General features: G+C 62.8%; 25 protein-coding genes. 9 read left to right on the top strand and 16 right to left on the bottom strand.

Annotated elements, in window-relative coordinates; genetic code table 11:
• Window positions 1-189: 189 nt before the first annotated feature.
• Window positions 190-702: an SRPBCC family protein gene (locus ABIE18_RS02870; RefSeq protein ID WP_499721071.1), complete on the top strand. Its 513-nt coding sequence runs from the start codon at window positions 190-192 to the stop codon at window positions 700-702.
• A 12-nt stretch (window positions 703-714) separates the two neighbouring features.
• Here ABIE18_RS02870 and ABIE18_RS02875 read toward each other — a convergent pair whose 3' ends face one another.
• The 3 genes from ABIE18_RS02875 to ABIE18_RS02885 all read right to left on the bottom strand — a co-directional run bounded on the left by ABIE18_RS02875 (window position 715) and on the right by ABIE18_RS02885 (window position 4,305).
• Window positions 715-1,521 carry an IclR family transcriptional regulator gene (locus tag ABIE18_RS02875; RefSeq protein ID WP_216922359.1) on the bottom strand — a complete coding sequence of 269 codons (807 nt, stop codon included), beginning with the start codon at window positions 1,519-1,521 and terminating at the stop codon, window positions 715-717.
• A 173-nt stretch (window positions 1,522-1,694) separates the two neighbouring features.
• A complete protein-coding gene (locus ABIE18_RS02880; RefSeq protein WP_499721072.1) occupies window positions 1,695-3,317 on the bottom strand; it encodes an ABC transporter permease in 1,623 nt (540 codons plus the stop codon).
• 1 nt (window position 3,318) lies between these two features.
• Window positions 3,319-4,305: an ABC transporter ATP-binding protein gene (locus tag ABIE18_RS02885; RefSeq protein ID WP_499721074.1), complete on the bottom strand. Its 987-nt coding sequence runs from the start codon at window positions 4,303-4,305 to the stop codon at window positions 3,319-3,321.
• Window positions 4,306-4,492: 187 nt separating this feature from the next.
• On the opposite strand from ABIE18_RS02885, the gene ABIE18_RS02890 reads away from it, so the two are divergent.
• Window positions 4,493-5,929, top strand: coding sequence for an amino acid permease (locus tag ABIE18_RS02890; RefSeq protein ID WP_499721075.1), 1,437 nt, complete (start codon window positions 4,493-4,495; stop codon window positions 5,927-5,929).
• Window positions 5,930-6,010: 81 nt separating this feature from the next.
• On the opposite strand, the gene ABIE18_RS02895 is transcribed toward ABIE18_RS02890, so the two are convergent.
• Window positions 6,011-6,874: an SDR family oxidoreductase gene (locus ABIE18_RS02895; protein ID WP_499721076.1), complete on the bottom strand. Its 864-nt coding sequence runs from the start codon at window positions 6,872-6,874 to the stop codon at window positions 6,011-6,013.
• Window positions 6,875-6,980: 106 nt separating this feature from the next.
• Between ABIE18_RS02895 and ABIE18_RS02900 the strand changes: the two genes are divergently transcribed.
• Window positions 6,981-7,346, top strand: coding sequence for a winged helix-turn-helix transcriptional regulator (locus ABIE18_RS02900; RefSeq protein WP_091464815.1), 366 nt, complete (start codon window positions 6,981-6,983; stop codon window positions 7,344-7,346).
• A gap of 91 nt (window positions 7,347-7,437) precedes the next feature.
• On the opposite strand, the gene ABIE18_RS02905 is transcribed toward ABIE18_RS02900, so the two are convergent.
• Together ABIE18_RS02905 and ABIE18_RS02910 are read right to left on the bottom strand one after the other, a co-directional pair.
• Window positions 7,438-8,187: a 3-hydroxybutyrate dehydrogenase gene (locus ABIE18_RS02905; protein WP_499721078.1), complete on the bottom strand. Its 750-nt coding sequence runs from the start codon at window positions 8,185-8,187 to the stop codon at window positions 7,438-7,440.
• A 4-nt stretch (window positions 8,188-8,191) separates the two neighbouring features.
• Window positions 8,192-9,589: an MFS transporter gene (locus tag ABIE18_RS02910; RefSeq protein WP_499721079.1), complete on the bottom strand. Its 1,398-nt coding sequence runs from the start codon at window positions 9,587-9,589 to the stop codon at window positions 8,192-8,194.
• Window positions 9,590-9,738: 149 nt separating this feature from the next.
• On the opposite strand from ABIE18_RS02910, the gene ABIE18_RS02915 reads away from it, so the two are divergent.
• Window positions 9,739-10,629 (top strand): LysR family transcriptional regulator, encoded by an 891-nt coding sequence (locus ABIE18_RS02915; protein WP_499721080.1) that lies wholly within the window; start codon window positions 9,739-9,741, stop codon window positions 10,627-10,629.
• Here ABIE18_RS02915 and ABIE18_RS02920 read toward each other — a convergent pair.
• Window positions 10,618-11,535, bottom strand: a complete 918-nt coding sequence (locus ABIE18_RS02920) for a spermidine synthase (protein ID WP_499721082.1) — start codon at window positions 11,533-11,535, stop codon at window positions 10,618-10,620. The genes ABIE18_RS02915 and ABIE18_RS02920 overlap by 12 nt on opposite strands.
• Window positions 11,536-11,654: 119 nt before the next feature.
• Here ABIE18_RS02920 and ABIE18_RS02925 point away from each other — a divergent pair, with 119 nt between their 5' ends.
• A complete protein-coding gene (locus tag ABIE18_RS02925; RefSeq protein ID WP_499721083.1) occupies window positions 11,655-11,909 on the top strand; it encodes a hypothetical protein in 255 nt (84 codons plus the stop codon).
• Between the two features lie 18 nt (window positions 11,910-11,927).
• On the opposite strand, the gene ABIE18_RS02930 is transcribed toward ABIE18_RS02925, so the two are convergent.
• The 3 genes from ABIE18_RS02930 to ABIE18_RS02940 are packed head-to-tail and all read right to left on the bottom strand — an operon-like array spanning window position 11,928 to window position 13,478.
• On the bottom strand, window positions 11,928-12,431 hold the full coding sequence (locus ABIE18_RS02930; RefSeq protein ID WP_499721084.1) for a GNAT family N-acetyltransferase: 504 nt from the start codon (window positions 12,429-12,431) through the stop codon (window positions 11,928-11,930).
• 3 nt (window positions 12,432-12,434) lie between these two features.
• Window positions 12,435-13,106 (bottom strand): O-methyltransferase, encoded by a 672-nt coding sequence (locus ABIE18_RS02935; RefSeq protein ID WP_499721085.1) that lies wholly within the window; start codon window positions 13,104-13,106, stop codon window positions 12,435-12,437.
• Window positions 13,107-13,145: 39 nt separating this feature from the next.
• Window positions 13,146-13,478, bottom strand: a complete 333-nt coding sequence (locus ABIE18_RS02940; RefSeq protein WP_499721086.1) for a thiamine-binding protein — start codon at window positions 13,476-13,478, stop codon at window positions 13,146-13,148.
• Window positions 13,479-13,570: 92 nt separating this feature from the next.
• Here ABIE18_RS02940 and ABIE18_RS02945 point away from each other — a divergent pair, with 92 nt between their 5' ends.
• Window positions 13,571-14,200 (top strand): TetR/AcrR family transcriptional regulator, encoded by a 630-nt coding sequence (locus ABIE18_RS02945; protein ID WP_431117671.1) that lies wholly within the window; start codon window positions 13,571-13,573, stop codon window positions 14,198-14,200.
• A gap of 34 nt (window positions 14,201-14,234) precedes the next feature.
• On the opposite strand, the gene ABIE18_RS02950 is transcribed toward ABIE18_RS02945, so the two are convergent.
• The gene (locus ABIE18_RS02950) at window positions 14,235-14,660 is read right to left on the bottom strand and encodes a hypothetical protein (RefSeq protein ID WP_499721087.1); all 426 of its coding nucleotides are present in this window, start codon (window positions 14,658-14,660) and stop codon (window positions 14,235-14,237) included.
• 222 nt (window positions 14,661-14,882) lie between these two features.
• Between ABIE18_RS02950 and ABIE18_RS02955 the strand changes: the two genes are divergently transcribed.
• Together ABIE18_RS02955 and ABIE18_RS02960 are read left to right on the top strand one after the other, a co-directional pair.
• A complete protein-coding gene (locus ABIE18_RS02955) occupies window positions 14,883-15,275 on the top strand; it encodes a hypothetical protein (RefSeq protein WP_499721088.1) in 393 nt (130 codons plus the stop codon).
• A gap of 88 nt (window positions 15,276-15,363) precedes the next feature.
• Complete coding sequence (locus ABIE18_RS02960) at window positions 15,364-15,984, top strand: DUF305 domain-containing protein (RefSeq protein ID WP_499721089.1); 621 nt, start codon at window positions 15,364-15,366, stop codon at window positions 15,982-15,984.
• Between the two features lie 54 nt (window positions 15,985-16,038).
• On the opposite strand, the gene ABIE18_RS02965 is transcribed toward ABIE18_RS02960, so the two are convergent.
• The 4 genes from ABIE18_RS02965 to ABIE18_RS02980 form a co-directional block, all read right to left on the bottom strand.
• Window positions 16,039-16,350 carry an AzlD domain-containing protein gene (locus ABIE18_RS02965; RefSeq protein ID WP_223947666.1) on the bottom strand — a complete coding sequence of 104 codons (312 nt, stop codon included), beginning with the start codon at window positions 16,348-16,350 and terminating at the stop codon, window positions 16,039-16,041.
• On the bottom strand, window positions 16,347-17,129 hold the full coding sequence (locus tag ABIE18_RS02970) for an AzlC family ABC transporter permease (RefSeq protein ID WP_499721090.1): 783 nt from the start codon (window positions 17,127-17,129) through the stop codon (window positions 16,347-16,349). The genes ABIE18_RS02965 and ABIE18_RS02970 overlap by 4 nt, the downstream gene beginning before the upstream one ends.
• Window positions 17,126-17,560: a DoxX family protein gene (locus ABIE18_RS02975; protein WP_499721091.1), complete on the bottom strand. Its 435-nt coding sequence runs from the start codon at window positions 17,558-17,560 to the stop codon at window positions 17,126-17,128. The genes ABIE18_RS02970 and ABIE18_RS02975 overlap by 4 nt, the downstream gene beginning before the upstream one ends.
• Before the next feature lie 96 nt (window positions 17,561-17,656).
• Window positions 17,657-18,547 (bottom strand): glycerophosphodiester phosphodiesterase, encoded by an 891-nt coding sequence (locus tag ABIE18_RS02980; protein ID WP_499721093.1) that lies wholly within the window; start codon window positions 18,545-18,547, stop codon window positions 17,657-17,659.
• Between the two features lie 49 nt (window positions 18,548-18,596).
• Between ABIE18_RS02980 and ABIE18_RS02985 the strand changes: the two genes are divergently transcribed.
• Window positions 18,597-19,952, top strand: a complete 1,356-nt coding sequence (locus ABIE18_RS02985; RefSeq protein ID WP_499721094.1) for a DUF445 domain-containing protein — start codon at window positions 18,597-18,599, stop codon at window positions 19,950-19,952.
• A 51-nt stretch (window positions 19,953-20,003) separates the two neighbouring features.
• On the opposite strand, the gene ABIE18_RS02990 is transcribed toward ABIE18_RS02985, so the two are convergent.
• Entirely contained in the window at window positions 20,004-20,807 is an 804-nt protein-coding gene (locus tag ABIE18_RS02990) for a 5-oxoprolinase subunit C family protein (RefSeq protein WP_499721095.1), read from the bottom strand.
• Between the last annotated feature and the right edge of the window lie 23 nt (window positions 20,808-20,830).

The following is a 20,830-nucleotide window of genomic DNA, read 5'->3' on the forward strand; positions in this document are numbered from 1 at the left end:
GGAAGTGTGTAGTGGAAAGTTCTTCTGCTTCTACTAAAGCCCCTTTACGAGGCCCCGGGAACGGCTTTTCAACTGGTGCTGTCCGGGATTACAGACGCATGCAAGCCTTCGCCGATCCTCCGCCCAGGCGTCGTTGTGAAGCACGGCCATCCCCTCGCATTCGCGCGAGAAGGAGCGCATGCTGGACCCATGGCAACCTTCCGAGTGACTACCCTTGTTGCGGCTCCGCCGGAGCGCGTTTTCGCGACCTGGACGGATCTGGACCGGTTCCCGGAATGGATCGGCGGAGTTACCCGCGTGACCGATCGCACTGGCTCGGTCGACCAGGCCGGCAGCCGCTACACGGTGTGGTTCGGACGGATGGCAAGCCCCACAGAGATCCTCGCCGTCGAACGCCCTTGGCAGATCCGCACACGTTTCGGCAACGCGATCCTGAAGGGCGAGTCAGATGTGAGGTTTACTGCCGAGGGTGGCGGCACGCGCATCCAGCAGGAGTTCGTGACCCGAGGATTCCTTTCAGCGGTCTTCGGGCGGATTTTCGCCATGGGGTCCTACCGGGGCAGCTTCCGGGGTGAGCTGGAGACCTTCCGCAAACTCGTCGAGCGCGAAGCCGCCGAGCCGGGCGGACTGAAGCCGGGCGGACTGAAGCCGGGCGAACCGAAGCCGCGTGGCGGCCAGGGCGAACCGAAGCCGCGTGAATAGGATGCGAACGGCCTAGCCAGCCGGTCGTCCGTGAATGCGTACCGACAATTCGTCGGCAGCCTTGCGGATGCGCGCAGCCAGTACCGGCCATTGCTCAGCCGGCACTTTGTCCTCCAAGAACGTGACGGCGACTGCCGCCGTCGGCCATCCCACGTGGTCAGTCACAGCGGCGGCTATTGAGCCGAATCCGGGCGTGATCTCGCCGTTTTCCGTGGCGTAGCCACGCTGCCGCACCTGGTCCAGATGGGAGGACAGTGCGGAGTACTTCATGATCGGGAATTCCACTTCGTGGCGCGATGTGAAGGCGGCGGCGTTCGGGTATAGGGCGCGAACCTGCGACTTTGGCAGGGCTGCCAGGATCGCGCGGCCCGACGCGGTGAGGTGGCTGGGCAGGCGGACTCCGACGTCGGTCACCAGGCTTGGGCGGTTCTTGGCGCGTTCCTCCACGATGTACAGGACGTCGCGACCATGAAGCACGGCCAGGTGCGCGCTTTCGCCGATCACGTCCACCAGCGAGGCCAGCATGGGCCGCCCGAGACGTGACAAAGGCTCCTGCCGTGAATAGGCCGAGCTGAGCTCGAAGGCGCTGATGCCGAGGCCGTAGCGCTGCTCCTCGTGTAGATGCAGGACGAAGCCGTTGGCCTCCATGACGCCGAGCAGGTGGTAGACGCTGGAGCGGGGCAAGCCGAGCGCCGTCGCAATGTTCGACGCCGCCATCGGCCCTCTCCGCGAGGCCAGCAGTTTCAGGATGCGCAGCGTATTTTCGGCGGCAGGGACCTTGGACGTGGCCTTGCCTGGTGCCAGTGGCGTGGTTGTCATGGTTCCTCACTGCTCAAGACTGCTGAAGCGGACACCGTCCAGCCTCACCCGCGGCGATGTGTCCGGTATCCCGTACTCAAGCGTGCCCTGTTACGTGCGGCAGCGCCAGACCACTCCCTCCATGCGGTGTCTAAAATACCAGACTTAACTACCGGCCTTATGTCTGGAGCGGCTCAGACCGTGCCAACCTCCCGGCGCCGTACCGCGACGAACGCGAACACCACTAGCGCCGCTCCAATCCCCAGCATCCAAAAGCCGCCGCCCCAATCGGTTCCCGTGGTGGTAACCACCGGCGTATGTGTGAATGGCGACAGGTCCCTGAGGGTCTTGTCGAAGCCCAGCATTCCGCCGTAGACACCCAGCACGACGCCCAACGCCAGCAACGCCCAACCGATCGGAACAGTAGCGCGGGGAAAGGTTACAAAAACCGCAGCGGGCAACGCCAGGTAAAGCAGCGCAGCCGGGATTTGAGCACCGGCAGTCTCCCACACGTTGCCCACATCAACAGCTGTTTCACCGGAGACCAACAAGGAATACCAGGCACCGAACGCTGCGAACACCATGACGAGTACCACCGACGCCGCCCCGAGGCCGAGAAAGCTGCCAAACCAACGGATGCGGCCGAGCGGTTGCGAGAGCACAAGTTCTGCGGTGCCCGCCACTTCCTCCTGCCGCAATCGCAGAACGGCCTGGAGTCCGCAGGCCGCCGCCAGGATGCCACCGATCTCAAAGAGGACAGCAATGACCAACTCTGTCATGGATGTACCTTGGGCCTCGATCATGGCCCTAAGGATGGCCGTGACCGAGGAATTCATGATGCTGACCTGCTGGATGGCAGCGCCCAGGGCGCCGGTGAGCAGGCCCGCGATAAACCCGCCAATGCACCAACTGACGATCGCGCCCTGCTGGAGTCGCAGCGCCAGGGCAAAGGGCCCGCGGAGCGAGGGTCGGGCGTCCGTCCGGCCTCGTCGTCCGGCCAGCACGCTCGCGCCTACATCGCGCTTGGACATGATGACAGCGGTCAGGGAGACGCATACGATGCCAAGGCCCAGCGGAAGCAGCAGGGGCCACCATCGGTTTCCTGTGTAGGCAAAAGTCTGCTGCCCCCAGCCGATGGGCGAAACCCAGCTCGGCCATGCTGCCGTTACCGTGAGGCCGTCCTGGCTGACCTCGCCGGTCGCGTCCCCGAAACCACGCAGAAGATAGGCGGCGACCACTAGCCCGGCCGCCACTCCGTTTGCCCCACGCGAGGTACTCATGAACTCGGACGCGAGCAATCCAACCGTGAGAAACGCCAATCCAATGGCTCCGGCCGCAAGACCGGCAACCAGCGAGCCCGCGGCATCGAGCCCGCCGGAGATAAAGCCGAACGTGACTGCCGCGGCCACCAGTACGTTTCCAACGAGCCCATGAGTCACGGTCGCCGTCAGCGGCATCCAACGGCCCGCGGCCGTGGATGCGACGAGCTCAGCCCGGCCCGCTTCCTCTTCGGCGCGCGTATGCCGCACTGCCATGAAAGTGTTCATCAGTCCAGCGAGGACAGCCAAGAAGGCGAAGATCTGGAAAAACGTAAACGCGTCCAGAGCGGGGCCCCGGACCAGTCCGCGGAGAATCAAAATGGCAGGAGTCGCTGTGGCAACATGCAGGATCTCCGTGCGGGAAGCATCGTCGCCGTATGCCGAAGCCACTGCTGTTGTGGCGAAAAACGCGAGCGCACCGATGGAAGCAACCCAGCTCAGGAGTTGCCACCGGTCGCGGCGGAGACGCTGCCAATACAAGTCAAGAAAGCGGCTCATCTCAAGGGCCCGTCCCAGCGGGCGGGCGGCTCCGCCCATGGTGAGTGCCGCCGTCGGGCTTCACTTCTTCTGATTGCGGCGGAAGGGCATCCCCATAGTGGCGGAGGAACAACTCTTCCAGCGACGGTGGAGCGACCAGCAGGCCCTGAACGCCCAGACGGCCAAGAATCGGCAGGACCTCGTGTACACGGTCCGAATCGGCATTGAACTTGATCCGGCCTGCGGCCAAGGTGAGGTCGTGGACTTGGGAAAGGCTTTGGAGGGCTTGGACATCCACCTGGTCCTGCGCGAAAGAGATCCCTGTGCGGGTCAGGTGGCGCAGGGAATCCAGTGTCCCGCCGTCAACGATCCGACCTGCCCGGATGATGCTGACACTATCGGCCAGCTGTTCCACCTCGGAGAGAATGTGGCTGGAAAGAAGGACAGTGGCCCCTTTCTCGGCGACGAGCCTCCGGATCTCCCGAGTAAAGACGGCCTCCATGAGGGGATCCAGGCCGCTTGTCGGCTCGTCCAGAAGGTAGACCTGAGCGTCGGCAACCAAGGCTGCGATGAGCGCAACTTTCTGGCGATTTCCCTTCGAGTAGGCACGGCCCTTCTTGGTGGGGTCAAAGTCGAAGAGCTGGCACAAACGCTCCTTGTCGCGTCGATACACAGCCCGATCTGCCCCGCCGTCCCGAAGCCGCGAGAGGAAATCAATGGCCTCGCCCCCTGAGAGATTCGGCCAGATGCTGACATCGCCCGGGACGCTGGCAACACGCCGGTGGAGTTCAACGGCGTCGGCCCACGGGTGCAATCCAAGGACTCTCGCACTGCCGGACGAGGTGCGTGCCAGGCCCAGCAGAATACGTAGCGTAGTGGACTTCCCTGCGCCGTTCGGGCCGAGGAAGCCGTGTACTTGCCCCGCAGGGACTTCGAGGTCGAGGCCGTCCAGTGCCTTGACCCGACCGAAATTCTTATGGAGATCGATGGTCTGGATGACAGGGTCCATGGAGCCGACGTTACGCAGGAACGGCGCCCCTGTGAAGGAAGGGAGCTGGTCCAGCCCGGAGCGCGGCTGTGACTCCTGTCGCACTGTCTGCGATCAAAGACACCAAACCCTCGTGAGGCCAATCACAAGGCGGCCAAAAGTGATCTGCTGGATAGCGATCCCCTCCCAAAGACGAGAAGGTTTTACCATGCAACAAACCACGCTGGCTTCGAAGGACACCGTCCTCCAAGCCGCCGGTACGGCGCTCAGCCGTGGCCTCAACGTCCGTCACATCCGCTTCATGGCACTCGGATCCGCGATCGGCACGGGACTGTTTTACGGTTCTGCGTCCGCCATACAGAAAGCCGGCCCGGCAGTCCTCCTGGCCTACATCATCGGCGGTGCGGCCGTCTTCATGGTGATGCGCGCACTTGGCGAAATGGCCGTCCGACACCCCGTCTCCGGCTCATTCGGCCAATACGCGAGCAAGTACCTTGGACCGTTCGCCGGCTTCGTTACCGGCTGGACCTACGTCTTCGAGATGGCGATCGTCGCCATTGCCGACGTCACAGCCTTCAGCATCTATATGGGCTTCTGGTTCCCACAGGTGGACCGCTGGATCTGGGTCCTCGCGATCATTCTCTTCCTGGGTGCGATGAACCTGTTGAGCGTTAAGGTCTTCGGTGAACTGGAGTTCTGGTTCTCGCTGATCAAGGTGGTGGCCATCATCGCCATGATCGTCGGAGGCGCAGCAATCGTCGTCTTCGGCTTCCAGACGGGCGACGGCGGCGGTGTGGCACCGGGGTTGGGGAACCTGGTTAACCACGGTGGTTTGTTCCCGAACGGTTTCGAAGGGCTCCTGGCGGCGTTCGCCGTCGTGATGTTTGCTTTCGGTGGGATCGAAACAATCGGCATTACCGCTGGCGAAGCTGCCGATCCCAAAAAGGTCATCCCGCAGGCAGTCAACACTGTGCCAGTCCGAGTCCTGCTGTTCTACGTCCTGACGCTGGGCGTGTTGATGAGCATCTTCCCGTGGAACGAAATCGGCAGCAGCGGCAGCCCGTTCGTGCAGATCTTCGACGGCCTGGGCATCCCTGCTGCACCGCACATCCTCAATGCCGTGGTCATCACTGCGGCCCTTTCCGCTATCAACAGCGACATCTTTGGAGCCGGCCGCATCCTGTTCGGTCTTGCCCAGCAAGGTCATGCTCCGAAGAGCTTCGGCAAGATCTCCAGGCATGGCGTCCCCTGGATGACCGTGGTGATGATGGGCGGAATCCTGCTGGTGGGCGTCCTGCTGAACGCTGTGATCCCGGAAGACGTGTTCGTGCTGATCGCCTCGATAGCCACGTTTGCCACAGTGTGGGTGTGGGTGATGATCCTTGCTTCGCACGTTGCCATGAAGCGCGAGATCAAGCGCAAGGGGCTTCCGGCTTCGGAATTCGGTTCACCCCTGTGGCCGGCAGCGTCCATCCTGACCATGGCGTTCATGGCGATGGTGATCGTGATCCTCGGGGTCTTCGAGGATACGCGCGTTGCACTCTACGTTGGGGGCACGTGGCTCGTCCTGCTGTTCGTCGCTTACAAATTGTGGGTCCGGGGTGGTGGCCTGCGTCGTGCAGAGCTCGTGGACGAGACAGCCTGATTACCCGCGCCGAAACTGCAGTTAATGCCAATGCTCGCGCGGAACATTGGCATTAACTGTCAGCTCGTGAGGGGGCTCGGCTCAGATGGCAGCAGCAGCGGAGCGGACGGCCACGGACAAGGCCGTTGCCGGGCGCCCGATCAGTTTCCTGAGATCACCGGTGGTCACCAAAAGGTCGCCGCGGCCAATGCCCAGATCGGTGTCGGCCAGGATCTGCGCGAAGCCTTCCGGCACCCCTGCGCCCGTCAGGAGGTCGGCGTATTGGTCTGCCGGGAGGTCTCGGTATTCGATGGACTTTCCTGATGCAGCGCTAATTTCGGCGGCCAGCTCGTCCAAGGTGAATGCCTCATCACCGCCCAACTCGTAGATCTTGCCGGCCTGGTGCTCCGCAACCAGAACCGCGGCCGCAGCTTGCGCATAGTCTGCGCGGGAGGCACCGCTAACCTTGCCGTTTCCGGCACTGCCCGCAAGCGCGCCCTGCGCCAGTGTTCCCTGCAGCTGGTCGGTGTAGTTCTCGATGTACCAGCTGTTGCGAAGGAGGACGAAGGGGACGCCGGATTCTTTGAGGATGGATTCCGTGGCCTGGTGCTCTGTAGCCAGCTTCATGCGGGTGGTGTCTGCGTTGGCAATGCTGGTGTAGGCGAGAAGCTCCACACCCTCGGCTTTTGCCGCCTCGATAACCGTGCGGTGCTGCTCTACCCGCTGGCCGACGGCGCTTCCCGATATGAGAAGGACCTTGGTGGCACCCTTAAGCGCCTGGGCGACCGACGCAGCGTGGTCGTAGTCCATTGCAGCGGCGCGAACGCCGCGAGCAACGAAATTGGACAGCTTTTCGATGGAGCGCCCGGTGGCGACAATGCTGTCAGCGGGTACATTGCGTTCAAGGAGGGCCTCTATGACGTGACGGCCCAGCTGGCCTGTTGCTCCGGTAATGACGATGCTCATGACTGGTTCCTTTCAAGGAAATTAATGGGACGGTCACCGATCACAACCAACGCTTCCGCAGGTTACTTCCCGAAAGAGAGTACGCACTTTAAGGTAAGGTACTGACATGAAAGTAAGTACCCTCCCGGCCACCGTCGCTGACGGCGTCTTCCCTGCCGGCTGCCCCAGCCGGACAGTACTGGACCACATCACCAGCAAATGGGGAGTGCTGATCCTGCTTTCGCTTTCCGAAGGCGATCAGCGGTGGAGCGAACTGCGCCGACGTGCTGAGGGCGTCAGCGAAAAAATGCTGGCCCAAACCCTGAAAACGCTCGAACGGGACGGGCTGGTACGCCGCGACGCACAACCCGTCATCCCGCCGCGCGTGGACTACAGCCTGACTGAACGCGGCCGCGAGCTCACGGCACTGCTTATACCCCTGGTGACCTGGGCCTTTGATAATGCCGAGGCAATCATCGGCGGCCAAAGTTAGCCTGAATCTCCGCGCCGAAACTACAGTTAATGCCAATGTTCGCGCGAAACATTGGCATTAACTGTCACCTCGGCGAAGGGATGGTGGGGGTTTAGCGGGCCGACCACCCGCCGTCCATGGTGTAGCTCGCGCCGGTGACCATACCGGCGTCGTCCGAGGCCATCCAGGCTGCCAACGACGCGACTTCCTCAACCTCCACCAGCCGCTTTACTGCCGACTCCGTCAGCATTACCTTGGCCAGGACCTCTGCCTCGGGGATGCCGTGGAGCCGGGCCTGATCGGCGATCTGTCGCTCCACCAAGGGCGTGCGGACGTATCCGGGGTTGATGCAGTTGGACGTCACTCCGTGCTCACCGCCCTCCAAGGCAGTGACTTTGCTGAGCCCTTCGAGGCCATGTTTCGCGGAGACGTACGCGCTCTTGTAGGCCGAAGCCCGGAGCCCGTGAACCGAGGAGATGTTGATGATCCGGCCGAACCCATTGGCGTACATGTGTGGGAGCGCGGCCCGGATGAGGAGGAAAGGGGCCTCCAGCATCAGGGCGAGTATCCGCCTGAATTCAGCAGGTTCGAACTCCTCGATCGGCGCTACTTTCTGGATGCCGGCGTTGTTGACCAGGATGTCGCAGTCGAGGCTGAGGGCGGTCAGGGCGTCGACGTCCAACAGGTCCACAGTCCAGGCAGTGCCGCCCAGCTCGTCGGCGAGGGCCGCAGCTCCGGAGGCATCGACGTCGGCCACTACTACTTTCGCCCCGCGGGCGGCGAGCGCACGGGCGCAGGCTGCCCCGATTCCGCTCGCACCGCCCGTGACCAGTGCTTTGCGCCCGTTCAAGGAGTTGTCCATGGAGCTAGCCCTTCGCTGCCGTGCCAACAGAAGACGTGGTCAGTCCATGCCGCAAGGCGTCGGCTTCGTCCACGTCCTGGAGCGCGATGCCCTTGGTTTCCTTCAGCGAAACGACGGCGACGACGGTGATCGCGCAGGCGACGACGAGGTAGATCGCGGTGGGGAGCCAGGAACCGGTGTCCTTGAGCCACTGGGTTGCCAGCAGCGGAGCGAGTGACCCTGCGAAGATCGACGTAACCTGTGAGCCGAGCGAGACCCCGGAGTAGCGCATGCGAGTGGGGAAGAGCTCGGACATGATTGCCGGCTGGCCTGCATACATGAACGCGTGCAGGCACAGGCCGATGGTCACGGCCAACACGATGACCACGGCGTTTTTGGTGTCGAACATGGGGAACGCGAAGAACGGCCATGTTGCGCCGGCAATGGCTCCCACCAGGTACACGGGCTTGCGGCCCCAGGCGTCGACAAGACGCCCAACCTGCGGGATGACCAGGAAGTGGATCACGTGCGCAATAAGCAATGCGAGCAGAAGCGACGACGTGTCGTACTTGTGGACGCTCTTGAGGTAGACGATCGCGAAGCTGACCACCAGGTAGTACATGATGTTCTCGGCGAAGCGGAGGCCCATGGCTTGCAGGATGCCCTTGGGGTATTTGCGGATGACTTCGCCAACGCCGTAGCTGATGGCCTTGGATTCCTCCACCTGGGCCTTGGCCTCGAGGAAGATGGGTGCCTCGGTGACGTGGGTGCGGATGTAGTAGCCGACGAAGACGATCACTGCGGAGAGCCAGAATGCGACCCGCCAGCCCCAGCCGAGGAATGCCTCGCTGCTCAGGGTGGTGGACATGATGAACAGGACCAGCGTGGCCAGGAGGTTGCCCACGGGCACTGCTGCCTGCGGCCAGGATGACCAGAAGCCGCGCGACTTGTTGGGGCTGTGTTCAGCTACCAGGAGCACGGCACCTCCCCATTCGCCACCGAGCGCGAAGCCCTGGATGAAGCGAAGCGCCACCAGCATCGCCGGTGCCCAATAACCCAGATCGGCGAAGCCAGGGAGGCAACCCATGAGGAACGTCGAGACGCCCACAATCACAATGGTCAGCTGGAGCGTGGGCTTGCGGCCCAGTTTGTCGCCGATCTGGCCGAAGACGATTCCGCCGAGCGGGCGGGCCACGAAGCCAACCGCGTAGGTCAGGAACGCCTGGATGATGCCGTCCAATTCGTTGCCGGTGCTCGGGAAGAAGTATTTGCCGAAAACCAGCGTCGCGGCGGTGGCGTACAGAAAGAACTCGTACCACTCCACCACTGTGCCCACCATGGACGCAGCGACGATCTTCTTAAGGCCGGAGCCCTTGCCGGATTGGTTCCCGGCCTTTGATGTGGAGCGCTGCTCTACGCTCATATCCATCTCCTCAGTGTCCTCGTTGACCCTTTTGACAGTGCCCTGATGCATGCTGTGATCCACAACACGAAATGCTCCACTGAGTATTACTGCAGATTCATCCCGCCTCAATGACCAAAGTGGCACCAAGTGTGTGCAGAATTGCAGATATGAAGCCCAATCCGGACGATCTCCTCATCCTCCTCGCCGTCTCACGCTCAGGAAAATTCACGACGGCGGCCCAAGCCTTGGGCCTGAACCACACCACCGTTTCGCGCAGGATAGCGGCGCTGGAAAAGGCTCTGGGCGGCCGCGTTCTCGCCCGCTCCGCTGGCGGCTGGGAAGTGACGGAGTTGGGAGCAGAGGCGGTGCTGGTCGCTGAACGCATTGAATCTGCGGTGGGAGCACTGGGACCCAGCGACGGCGCACCCGACCCCATTACCGGCGTCGTACGTATGACCGCAACCGATGGTTTCAGCGCCTACATCGCCGCCCCGGCTGTAGCTCGCCTTCGCCGCGAGCATCCTGGGCTCAGCGTTGAGATTGTCACCGTGACGCGGCGGGCGCTTCAGCAACGCTCGGGCCTGGACATCGAAGTGGTGGTTGGCACGCCACAGGTTCACCGGGCAGAGGCAATCCGCCTGGGCGAGTACCGCCTGGGAATGTACGCCTCGCGCGCCTACCTCGCGGTCAAGGGCACCCCCGGCAGCATCGAGGAACTGACTCAGCATCAGTTGGTCTACTTCGTGGACTCCATGCTCCAGGTGGATGATCTGGACGCGCCAAGGAGGCTCGTCCCGTCCATGCGCGATGGCTTGAGCTCCACCAACGTGTTCGTGCATGTCGAGGCGACGAGAGCGGGCGCGGGCGTGGGATTCCTGCCGTGTTTCATGGCCGATCGCCACGCAGATTTGGTGCGGCTCCTGCCATCCGACTTCGCGGAGCTGCTCCCGTACTGGATGGTCCTCCGCCCCGACTCGATGCGCCGCCCAGCGGTAGCCGCCGTCGTGCAGGCGCTGCGCGAAGAGACGGAGAGCCGACGCGAGGAGCTACTGGGCTGAAGCCGCCGGCGGATCGTGCCGAACCGGGGTCCCGGCGGCGAAGGCCCGCACTTGGGCGTCGTTCCAGATGTGTGCAGGGACGGCCCCGCCCAGGAGCTTGCGGGCCAGGGTTGGGTCGTCGCCGAATGGCACGTGGCTGCCGGCCATGATCATGTTCCCGTAGCGGCGGCCCTTGAGCATGGCGGGGTCGGCGATGATCATGGTGTGCTCAAAAGTATCGGCGATGGTGGCAGCATCAGCGCGTGCGTTCTTCAGATCCGGGGCGTCGCCCGAGTTGACCACGTACAAGCCATCGGGGGCAAGGACTGCGTCGGCGTGGGCGTTGAACTCGCGGGTGGTGAGGGCGCGCGGCGTGAAGGCTCCGGCGAAGACGTCCCTGATGATGAGGTCCCGCGTATCGGGGGTCAGGGACTCGGTCACTTCCCGGGCCTCGCCCACGCGGATCCGCAGCAGCGGCGCCTTGGGGAGTTCGAACCAGGCACGGACGTACTCGGCGAGCTTCCCATCGAGCTCCACCACCACTTGCCGCGCATCCGGGTACGCCGCGTTGAAGTATCGCGCCATGGAACACGCTCCCCCGCCCAGGTGCAGGACACGGAGTTTTGGCTTGGCCTCCCGCGGCCATCTCGATTCCACCAGCGCAGCAATCCAGCGCATGTATTCGAAGTCGAGGAACAGAGGATCGGCGAGGTCAATGTGCGAGCTCAGCACGCCATTGATCTTCAAGAGCCAGCCGTTGTTGTTGTCAGGATCGGGAAGCAGTTCGCAGTCGCCGGTGTCGATGTAATAGACGCCTTCTACCGGACCGTCAGGCCGGGTGCCGTGAGGCACCTCGATGACTCCCGCCGTCGACCTTCCCGCCCGTCCGGACTTGCCTGCCTTGCTGGATTTACCGGGTTTGGCCACTAAAACCGCCCTGCCTGAGTCATGGCTCCAGCCTAGTGGAGGAGCGCATCATCGCGTTCCACCGGAGCATTTAATAAGGATGCTTACCATTTAGCGTCATTGGGCCATAAGATCTCTTCATGGAAGCTTTGGGATCGGTTTGGGTGGAGGTGTTTACGGTCGCGTTCGCCTGGCTGACCGTGGTCTGCCTACTGATTGCCCGGGTGCCCAAACCGCCCAGCCTCCTGGAGGAACCCCTGGAGGACGAACCACCCGGCACCACGGTACCGGCACCGGGAGCACGCCAAGGACGGCTACGGCATCTCCTGCCCAAGCCACACGCAGCCCGGCGCCCCAGGCCACGCCGCCATGAGCGGGCAACGCCCAACGCGTGACAGCTGGCCTTTCAGACGTTAAAGCCCGACGGCGGGCCGCACCATCCGATGTTCCGGAAGTGAGTACCACGAGGGGTCGCAAAGCTGCCGCTTGCCGTCGGGCACGAAGCCGTTGCGGCGGTAAAAGGCCTGGGCCCGCGGATTATCGTCGAGGACCCACAGATATGCCGGGCCGTCACCCAGGAGCGCATCCAACAGCGCCTGACCCACACCGCGGCCATGAATCCGTTGGAGGGTGTAGAGCATGAACAGCTCCACGTCGCAGGGGCTGTCCTCGTCCCTTCCCGGTCCTGACGCCGCAATTCCTACCAATTCACCATCGGGGTCATGGGCCAGCATCCGCGGATGGCCTGCCGCGATCGACGCCCTGTACCTCTCTATCCTGTCCGGCAGGGCAGCTTCCTGCTTCGCGAAGAATTCCGGCGGCAGCAAATGCCCATAACTCTCCCGCCACGACTGGACATGCATGATGGTCATGGCTTCGGCGTCGTCAACCGTTGCCGGGCGCAGCGTGAAATCCATCGGCTACCGCACTCGGGCGATAGCGAAGCCGTCCCAGCCCTTGCTGCCCACAGTCTGGATTGCGGTGGCATCAAGACGCGGGTCCTGGCCCAGCATTTCCAAGGCCTTGACGATGCCCGGAGCGTTTACCTCGTCCCGCGCAGGCTCCAGGATGGATCCGTCCCAGATGACATTGTCGATCACGATCACTGTGCCTGGATGGCCGAGACGGATAGCCCAGTCAAGGTAGTTGGCGTCGTTCTCCTTGTCCGCGTCGATGAACACAAAATCGAACGATTCCTCGCCGACCAACGTGGGAAGCGTGTCCAAAGCGGCACCCACCCTGATGTCAACCTTGTGCCCCACTCCGGCCGCGTCCACATTCGCTCTGGCGACGTCAGCATGCTTTTGGAGGTACTCGCACGTCACCAGCCTGCCGTCGTCGGGAAGTCCCTGGGCCATCCAGATACTGCTGAAACCGGCCAAGGTGCCAATCTCCAGGACGTGCCTGGCTCCGGACAGCTGCACGAGCATCTTGAGCAGCTTGCCGGCATTCGGCGCCACTTCGATCTGTGGCATGCCCGCCTCGGCTGCAGATGTCAGGGCGCGCTTATGGGCAGGATCAGGACGCACGACGACGTCAGTCAGGTAATGCTCGACGTCAATCCAACCGGGTTCAGCCACGTGTTCAATCATGGCCCCCAGTCTTGCACTGGTCACTGACAGGGGAAAGAGCTAATCCATGGTGGAAACAGCCTCTTCCAGACGCTCTACTTTGCCGGTCAGCTCACCGCTGTAACCGGGCCGGATATCCGCTTTGATCACTAAGGAGACGCGGCTGCCGAAGCGGCCCACGGCCTCCGTAGCCCGCTTTACGACGTCAAAGACCTCGTCCCATTCGCCTTCGATGGTGGTGAACATGGAGTCCGTCTGGTTCGGCAATCCGGACTCCCGGACGATCTTGACCGCGGCGGCCACGGCGTCGTGCACGGAGGCATCGGGGGTGGGTCCGCCGTTGGTGGCGGAAGCGGGCTGGCCTGAAGGGGCGACTGAGAATGCAAGCAACATGAAATCCAGTGTTTCACGTACTGGTTTGTCACATAACGGCCTACTCCCGCGTAACAAGGGGTCAACCCCTGTCCGTTGCTACCCTGACAAGCATGGAACAGCCCTCTGAACGCAAGCCCCTCAGGGCCGACGCTGCACGAAATGTGGACAAAATCATCACCGCAGCCCGGCAGTGCTTCCGGGAACACGGCCCCGAAGTTCCCCTGCAGACCATCGCCGCCACGGCAGGAGTGGGTCCGGCTACGCTGTTCCGCAACTTCTCCGATAAAGAACAATTGGTACTTGCGGCCCTGTCCCGCCAACTCCGCCAGCATGTAGATCCCGTTGCGGACGCCTCCCTCGAAGGCATGGACGCCGCCGAGGGCCTCATCAACGTCATCGATGCCGTCATGCGGGTTGCGAGCGAAGATGCCAACCTGCTGGACGCCGTCGCAGGCCGACGCGGACTCCTCATGGGCATAACCGGCGGCCTCATCGGCTCCATGGCCACGCTCCTGGAGCGCGGTCAAGGTCAGGGTTCGCTGCGCCGCGATATCACCATCGAGGACATGGTCCGGCTCCTTGCCATGCTGATCGGCGCCGTGGACACCATGGAACCCGGCTCCGAAGCCTGGAAGCGTCCTGTGGCGCTCATTGAAGACGCAATTCGGACCGAGCGTCCGTCCCGCCCACTCCCGGAACAATCACCGATCCCGGGCGTTACGCTAACGGACGAGGTTTAGTAGGGCCCGACATTTAGTACGGCCTGTCCGGCGTTTAGTGAACGCCCTCTTGGTGGCCACCCTCCCCGGCACCATGCTGATGCGCATCCGTGTGGGTCATCCCTGCGCTTTTCGCCAGGTGGTTCCAACCCGCATCGCTGAGCGCGTGGTAGGCGATGTGTAGTTCCTTTGCCGGATCTGCAACGGCGTTGACGTCACGCCGTTCCAGGACCGCGACCAGTTCGTGGGCTGCAGCGGTGAATCGCTCGGCCGCCGGTTCCAGTTCACCAGGCCAGGCAGTCACAGCTACCGCGATGTGGGCGTTGTGGATTAGCGCCGCCCAATTCCTGTCTATCTTTGGTGACGCACCCGTAAGGTTGGTGGCGATCCCGTGGAAGCCCACATTATCGATATGCGTCAGGGCTGCGAGCAGGCCTGCCACAAACTCTGCAGGCTGCGCGCTGGCGTGGCTGTGTTCCACCGCAGTCTCCTCTTCTGATCTCGCTTCCTCAAGAATGGCCCCTTGGGCGGCAGGGCTCAAGACGTCTACCGCATGCCCACAAATGCCAGCCGGTAGCCTAGAACACGAAGAGCCACAGGAAGGAAGAACGCCATTACCGCTCAGCGCACCACGGCCGGATTTTCCTTTCTGGCCACAGGTCTTTTAGGCGCGGTCATTGCGCTGATTGTCGGGATACTGGGCATGCACGTCATGACCGGCACGCATTCCCTCCACGCGGCCGGCACGGTTTCCACTGCTGGCACAGCATCCAGTGCTGGGACGGATTCAGCAGCCCCCGGACACTTCAGCCGTGGAGGACACCCCAGCCATGGAGCCTCGCTGGAAGAGCCCGCTGCCCACCGTGATGCACCCGCCACAACTCAATGCGCCTGCTCGGGTAACTGTTCCGAAGAGCATGCCATGGCCGCATCCTGCATCCCCTTGGCTGCGACGAGCACCCTTTCTGCGCCAGTGCCGGACAGTACCTCCGCCGTCGCGCCGTCGTACCTCGGCGCGGCTGTCGCCGCTGGCGACGATTGGACTTACCGTCCCGGCAGTCCTTCGCCGGGTGAACTCTCCATCAGCAGAACATAGGCGCAGTGCCGGATCCCCGGTTACATCCCTGCCCCAAACCAAACTTTTGCGCGCCCTGTGCGCCCAATTCTTGAAGGACTTGATTCTTATGAACAGCAAGAAGTTTCTGCCAATAGCAGCCTCAGCCGTCGCCGCGGCACTCGCCCTTGCAGGGTGCGCCAGCGGTGGCTCCAGCCCCTCAGGCACGTCCATGCCCGGGATGGATCATGGCGGCTCGTCGAGCACTGCTGCAGCATCAGACAATAACGCCGCGTCGGACCATAACACCGCGGATGTCATGTTCGCCCAAATGATGATTCCCCACCATGCCCAGGCGGTGGAGATGAGCGAAATGATCCTGAAGAAACAGGACATTCCTGCTGAGGTCACTTCCTTGGCGACCCGGATCAGAGGTGCCCAGGGCCCGGAAATCGAGAAGATGACCGGCTGGCTGACTGGCTGGGGCGAGGCAGCACAGATGCCGTCAGGACACAGCATGGACGGCATGATGGGTGCCGACGATATGTCCAAACTCGAGGCGGCCAAGGGCCTCGAGGCAGCGAAGCTCTTCCTGGCACAAATGATCACCCACCATGAAGGAGCGGTGACGATAGCCAAGACTGAGAGCAAAGACGGCAAGAGCCCCCAGGCAATCCAGCTCAGCAAGGACATCGTGAGCAACCAGGAAGCCGAGATCCAGGAAATGAAGAAGCTGCTAGCCACCCTCTAGCAGAATTACCACCCGCCGGCCCGCCCCTGACACGCGGGCCGGCGGCCCTGGCCGCTAGCCCCAGCCGAGCAGCCTCAGCAGTGCCGCTGCGGCGGCACCGGAAATAACCACCACAAGGAACGGCGCGCGAAGCCAAAGAGCGACGGCGGCCGCCGCCAATGCGCCGATGCGGGCGTCCAATACCAGACCTTGTCCGGACGCGAGGGCATTCACCACGGTGAGGGACGCCAACAACCCAATGGTCATAGTGCCTGCGATGTGCATTATCCTGGGGCTCTGAAGCAGCTTGGCCGGGACAAAGTAGCCCACCAGTTTGGTGAGGTACGCAAGCGCGCAGGCGATGAGGATCCAGAGCCAGAGGTTCATTCGGCTCCCCTTTTCCCGCCGAGGTTGTGTCCGTGCGCGTGGTCCCGCTTTTCTGCGTATGGGTCTACGTCCGGCTCAAGTCCCTCATCCATCCGTGCATGGCTGAACCAACCGATCACACCGGCTACCAGCGCAGCCACCAGAATGGGAACGCCGGAGGGAACAAACGGCACGGCGAGAATGGTCGCAAGAGCGCAAGCAGCGGCAATCGCCCAGGGTTCGCGTCCCTTCAGCCTCGGCCACAGCAATGCCAGGAACGCAGCAACTGCAGCCCCGTCCAAGCCCCACTGCTTGGGGTCACCCATCGCATCGCCGGCCAAGGCACCGATGGCAGTGAAGATATTCCAGAGAATGAATATTCCGATACCGGCAGTCCAAAACCCGCGGCGTTGCTCGTCGGGGTCCGACTGGCCGGACGCCGTCGCCGTTGACTCGTCGATGGTGACATGGGCTGAGATGTAGCGACGCCATCCACGTGGACGCAGCATGGCATTGATCTGCATGCCATAAATGCCGTTACGCAGCCCGAGCAAAGCGCTGGCCGTCATGGCTGCCACCCCGGATCCCCCACCCGCCACTACACCGATGAATGCAAACTGCGAGCCTCCACTGAACAGCAAAAGACTCAGCACCATTGTTTGCCAGAAATCGAAACCTGACGCCACAGAAAGCGCGCCAAAGGACACGCCGTACAGGCCCGTGGCAATGCTCAGCGACAGGGCAATCTTGAAAGCTGGCGAGTCCCTGAGTTTCAAGGGAGCTGCTGGACCTCCACTCACTTCCGCAGGCTCCAGGACCACAGGATGAGCGGAACCTGAAGAGGTAATCTCAGGGTGTGGATGCGTCGCTGGCTGGGCGTGCCGTTGGGACCATATGCACGGCGGAGGGCATCAATATGCCCCGCAAGGAATACGGTAAACATGGCTGTCGTAGCGTCCGCAGCCACTTTGCGGGTAGCTGGGATGAGAAGCCCGACGGCGGCCGTCGCCTCGAGCAGGCCGCTGGAAGCGACCCATTCCTCACGGGACATAAGGGCCAGTGGACCATTCGGCCTGCACCCCGGCTCGTCCACGCGGCACAAATAGTCAGGTACCACCGGGTAATAGAAGCCCGGGGTGCGGAAATGCTTCATTGCACTGGCCAGGAGAAGTGCGCTCAGACCGATGGCAGAGGTGGTTTGGGTTGCACGGGCTGACCAACGGAATGACATGAGACCACTCAATCACAAGCGCGGTGGGCCACCCTAAAATGCACACAACCGGGTCGCAGATGAGGGCGTTTCGAGGTCTCAAAACGCCCTCATCTGCTACCTGGTTGGGACCTGGAGCTGGGCCAACACCTGCGCGGGTTTGTTCGTGGTGATCTCATGGATGCCCAACCCTTGGCACAAGGCTACGTCCCTCTCCGAGTCCACAGTCCAGACCCTGAACACCTTGCCGGATTCCAGCCACCGTTGGACGTTGCGGGCATGTTCCCTCACGTAGTCGATACCCGGTCCGGCAATTCCCACCTCACCATGATCCAGGATGCGTTCAGCCTCCAACTGGGTTGCCTTCATGACGTTGGCCACCGCACCTGCCGTGATCGGTCCCAGGCCCAGCTCTTGCCGAAGCTCCTGCACGGAGAAATTATCCACCAACTGGCAAATGTGCTGGGCCGGGACCTTCTTCAGCAGGTGTTGGATCGAGTCGGAATCGAAGCTCATGAACGAGACCTGAATGTTCTCCAGCCGGGACTCCCCGGGGGTCCATCCCTCACTGAGCAGCACGTCCAGAACCCTCTCCTCAAGGTTGAGCTGGTAGGGGCTGGGGTGCTTGAGCTCAATCGCCAAACCGATCTCGCGCCCGGCGCCACGCAGAATGTCCAGCAGTTCCGGCAAGGTGAGGAATTGATCAGCGATCCCGCCGTAGGCATCCGGTATCCTGGCGCCCTTCCAGGAGGAGAAGTCCAAGGCCCTCAGTTCCTCGAGGGTCTTCTCCGAGACCGGTCCGGTGCCGGTGGAAGTGCGGTCCAGGTTGGCATCATGCAGGAGGACGACGTGCTGGTCCCGGGTCAAGTGAACGTCGCACTCAACGCCATCAGCTCCGTCCGCAATCGCCTTGAGGTATGCCGCACGTGTGTGTTCCGCGAACGCAGCACTGGCACCGCGGTGTGCGTAGACCTTGGGCCGGCGAGGGGCGGAATCGTCGCTAGTCATGCAGCCACGGTAGCCCACGCGGCTGCACGCACGGGGCTACGCTGGGCTAATGCAGGTGAACTCTGAACAAATCCCAGCCGAAGACGTCACCAACCACGCCCAGCCAGCCCAAGCGGCAGCTTCCGGAGCCACTCAACCGGGGTCCGCCGTCGTCGGCCGTTCTGCCGGAGACGAGGAAAAGGCAGCCGCGCTGCGCCGCATGAAACGGCTGGCCCTGGCGCTGTTGATAGGCATGGCCATGGTGTTCATGGTGGCGTTCGCTTTCCAGAAGCAGTACCCGTGGCTTGAGTATGTAAGGGCTGCCGCCGAGGGTGGCATGGTGGGCGCTTTGGCTGACTGGTTCGCGGTCACGGCACTGTTCAAGTACCCCATGGGCTTGAAGATCCCGCACACTGCCATCATTCCGCGCCGGAAGGACCAGATCGGGGAATCGCTGAGTGAGTTCGTGGAGAGCAACTTCCTGTCCCAGGAGGTTGTGCAGGACAAGTTGGCGAGCATTGATATTGCCCGCAAGGCCGGCCGGTGGCTGTCCGGACCGGGCGGGGCCGAACGTGTGGCCAAGGAAGGCGGCGCGATGATCCGCGGCGCGTTCACCGTGCTGAATGACGACGACGTGCAGGCAGTGATCGAGGGCATGGTCCGCAAGCATCTGCTCACCCCGCCGTGGGGACCGCCCGTGGGGCGGATGGCGGAACGGATCTTCGCTGACGGGCATCACCACAAGTTGGTGGACCTCTTGGTTGATCGTGCCGCCGATTGGGTGGATGCGAACCACACGACGGTGAACCGGCTGGTTTCGGATCGTTCGCCGGTATGGGTGCCGACGTTCGTGGACGGGCTGGTGAGCGACAAGGTGTACGTCGAACTCCTGAAGTTCATACGCGCGGTGCAAAATGACCAGAACCATCAAGTGCGCAAATCGATCGACGCTTACCTGACGGACCTGGCGCAGGACCTGCAGCACGATCCCGCAATGATCGAGCGCGCCGAGACCATCAAGGCCCAGATCCTTGGCGATCCTGAAGTCCGGGAACTGGCCTCGCGCACATGGGGAACAGTCAAGAATGCGCTGCTCACCGCCGTCGACGATCCCGACAGTGAGCTCAGCCAGCGGTTCAAGAGCGCCGTCCGCGACTTCGGTTCCCGTCTGGTCAACGACGACGAACTCGCAGGCAAGGTCAACACGTGGATCGGCGATGCAGCGGGCTACCTGGTGAACACCTACCGATCGGACATCGCCGGCGTCATCTCGGACACGGTGGCCCGATGGGATGCCGAGGAAACGTCCCAGAAGATCGAGCTGCAGGTGGGCAGGGACCTCCAGTACATTCGCATCAACGGAACGGTGGTGGGTGCCCTGGCGGGGCTCGCGATCTTCACTGTGGCGCACCTGCTGTTTGGCTAGGAGGTCAGTGGCGTACGCGGGAACTCCTTTTGCGCAGTCGATTTTCTCATCTCAGCCCAGCAAATGAACCATCTGTCCCGGACGCGCTTGGCCCAGCAGGTCCAGATCTTCGTCGCGCACAACTGCGATCACGGGGGACTTGCTAGTCGGCGGGTGCCCGGCCAGTGCAATGACGGGAAAGCCCGACGGCGGCAGCAGGACCGAGCCTGACAGCAACGGTTGTGCCTGGGGTGCTGGAGTCGTGGCCGGCCCAGCGGCGCCCGCCACCCCAGCTGGCTCAAGTGGGCGCCCCACCAACCGGGCACCTACCCGGTCCGATTCCTGCGAGAGGATCCATGGTTCGCTGGTCAGCCGAAGCCAGGTGCCGGCGTCGTAATTTTGGGCTTGCGGACCGCGCTCCACCCGGGCGACCACCGGACGTTCGGGGTCCAGGGCCCGACGCGGGGCGTGGTTCTCAGCAGGAATATTGTGGCCGTGGGGGCGCCCGAAAGTCAGCGTGCCGCCGGCGCGAAGGGGTTCCGCCTGGGGTTCGATGCCACCCTGGACGGCCAGGTAGTACCGGATCCCGAACAGCGCCGGCCCAAACTCCAACACCGCCCCAGGGCTGACGCGAACAGCCTTGTTGAAAGGCAGTTCGGCGCCGTTGAGCTTGACCACGCCTTCCGCGCCGGTGATCGCCAGGGCCGAGGCCGTGACGAACCGAAGCCGAAGACCACCCAAAAGTATCTCCAGGCCGCCCGCGGAGTCGGGGTTGCCCAGCAGCGCGTTGGCAAGGTGCAAGGAAGCGCGGTCCAAAACCTGGTCAGGTGCAAGGGCCAGGGTCAAGGGGCCCGGATCAACAGCAACGGCACCCATTACAACCTCCTCAAGAACCTCGT

It is taken from the genome of Arthrobacter sp. 2762 (assembly GCF_040548745.1).
Lineage (GTDB): Bacteria > Actinomycetota > Actinomycetes > Actinomycetales > Micrococcaceae > Arthrobacter.

Excerpts from the sequence above, each read along its gene's own strand:
- ABIE18_RS02975 (WP_499721091.1), bottom strand. The coding sequence starts at position 17,560 with ATGTCATTCCGTTGGTCAGCCCGTGCAACCCAAACCACCTCTGCCATC.
- ABIE18_RS02940 (WP_499721086.1), bottom strand. The coding sequence starts at position 13,478 with ATGTTGCTTGCATTCTCAGTCGCCCCTTCAGGCCAGCCCGCTTCCGCC.
- ABIE18_RS02910 (WP_499721079.1), bottom strand. The coding sequence starts at position 9,589 with ATGAGCGTAGAGCAGCGCTCCACATCAAAGGCCGGGAACCAATCCGGC.
- ABIE18_RS02890 (WP_499721075.1), top strand. The coding sequence starts at position 4,493 with ATGCAACAAACCACGCTGGCTTCGAAGGACACCGTCCTCCAAGCCGCC.
- ABIE18_RS02925 (WP_499721083.1), top strand. The coding sequence starts at position 11,655 with ATGGAAGCTTTGGGATCGGTTTGGGTGGAGGTGTTTACGGTCGCGTTC.
- ABIE18_RS02880 (WP_499721072.1), bottom strand. The coding sequence starts at position 3,317 with ATGAGCCGCTTTCTTGACTTGTATTGGCAGCGTCTCCGCCGCGACCGG.
- ABIE18_RS02930 (WP_499721084.1), bottom strand. The coding sequence starts at position 12,431 with ATGGATTTCACGCTGCGCCCGGCAACGGTTGACGACGCCGAAGCCATG.
- ABIE18_RS02895 (WP_499721076.1), bottom strand. The coding sequence starts at position 6,874 with ATGAGCATCGTCATTACCGGAGCAACAGGCCAGCTGGGCCGTCACGTC.
- ABIE18_RS02955 (WP_499721088.1), top strand. The coding sequence starts at position 14,883 with ATGCACGTCATGACCGGCACGCATTCCCTCCACGCGGCCGGCACGGTT.
- ABIE18_RS02965 (WP_223947666.1), bottom strand. The coding sequence starts at position 16,350 with ATGAACCTCTGGCTCTGGATCCTCATCGCCTGCGCGCTTGCGTACCTC.
- ABIE18_RS02885 (WP_499721074.1), bottom strand. The coding sequence starts at position 4,305 with ATGGACCCTGTCATCCAGACCATCGATCTCCATAAGAATTTCGGTCGG.
- ABIE18_RS02960 (WP_499721089.1), top strand. The coding sequence starts at position 15,364 with ATGAACAGCAAGAAGTTTCTGCCAATAGCAGCCTCAGCCGTCGCCGCG.
- ABIE18_RS02990 (WP_499721095.1), bottom strand. The coding sequence starts at position 20,807 with ATGGGTGCCGTTGCTGTTGATCCGGGCCCCTTGACCCTGGCCCTTGCA.
- ABIE18_RS02915 (WP_499721080.1), top strand. The coding sequence starts at position 9,739 with ATGAAGCCCAATCCGGACGATCTCCTCATCCTCCTCGCCGTCTCACGC.
- ABIE18_RS02875 (WP_216922359.1), bottom strand. The coding sequence starts at position 1,521 with ATGACAACCACGCCACTGGCACCAGGCAAGGCCACGTCCAAGGTCCCT.
- ABIE18_RS02900 (WP_091464815.1), top strand. The coding sequence starts at position 6,981 with ATGAAAGTAAGTACCCTCCCGGCCACCGTCGCTGACGGCGTCTTCCCT.
- ABIE18_RS02935 (WP_499721085.1), bottom strand. The coding sequence starts at position 13,106 with ATGATTGAACACGTGGCTGAACCCGGTTGGATTGACGTCGAGCATTAC.
- ABIE18_RS02870 (WP_499721071.1), top strand. The coding sequence starts at position 190 with ATGGCAACCTTCCGAGTGACTACCCTTGTTGCGGCTCCGCCGGAGCGC.
- ABIE18_RS02905 (WP_499721078.1), bottom strand. The coding sequence starts at position 8,187 with ATGGACAACTCCTTGAACGGGCGCAAAGCACTGGTCACGGGCGGTGCG.
- ABIE18_RS02985 (WP_499721094.1), top strand. The coding sequence starts at position 18,597 with ATGCAGGTGAACTCTGAACAAATCCCAGCCGAAGACGTCACCAACCAC.
- ABIE18_RS02945 (WP_431117671.1), top strand. The coding sequence starts at position 13,571 with ATGGAACAGCCCTCTGAACGCAAGCCCCTCAGGGCCGACGCTGCACGA.
- ABIE18_RS02980 (WP_499721093.1), bottom strand. The coding sequence starts at position 18,547 with ATGACTAGCGACGATTCCGCCCCTCGCCGGCCCAAGGTCTACGCACAC.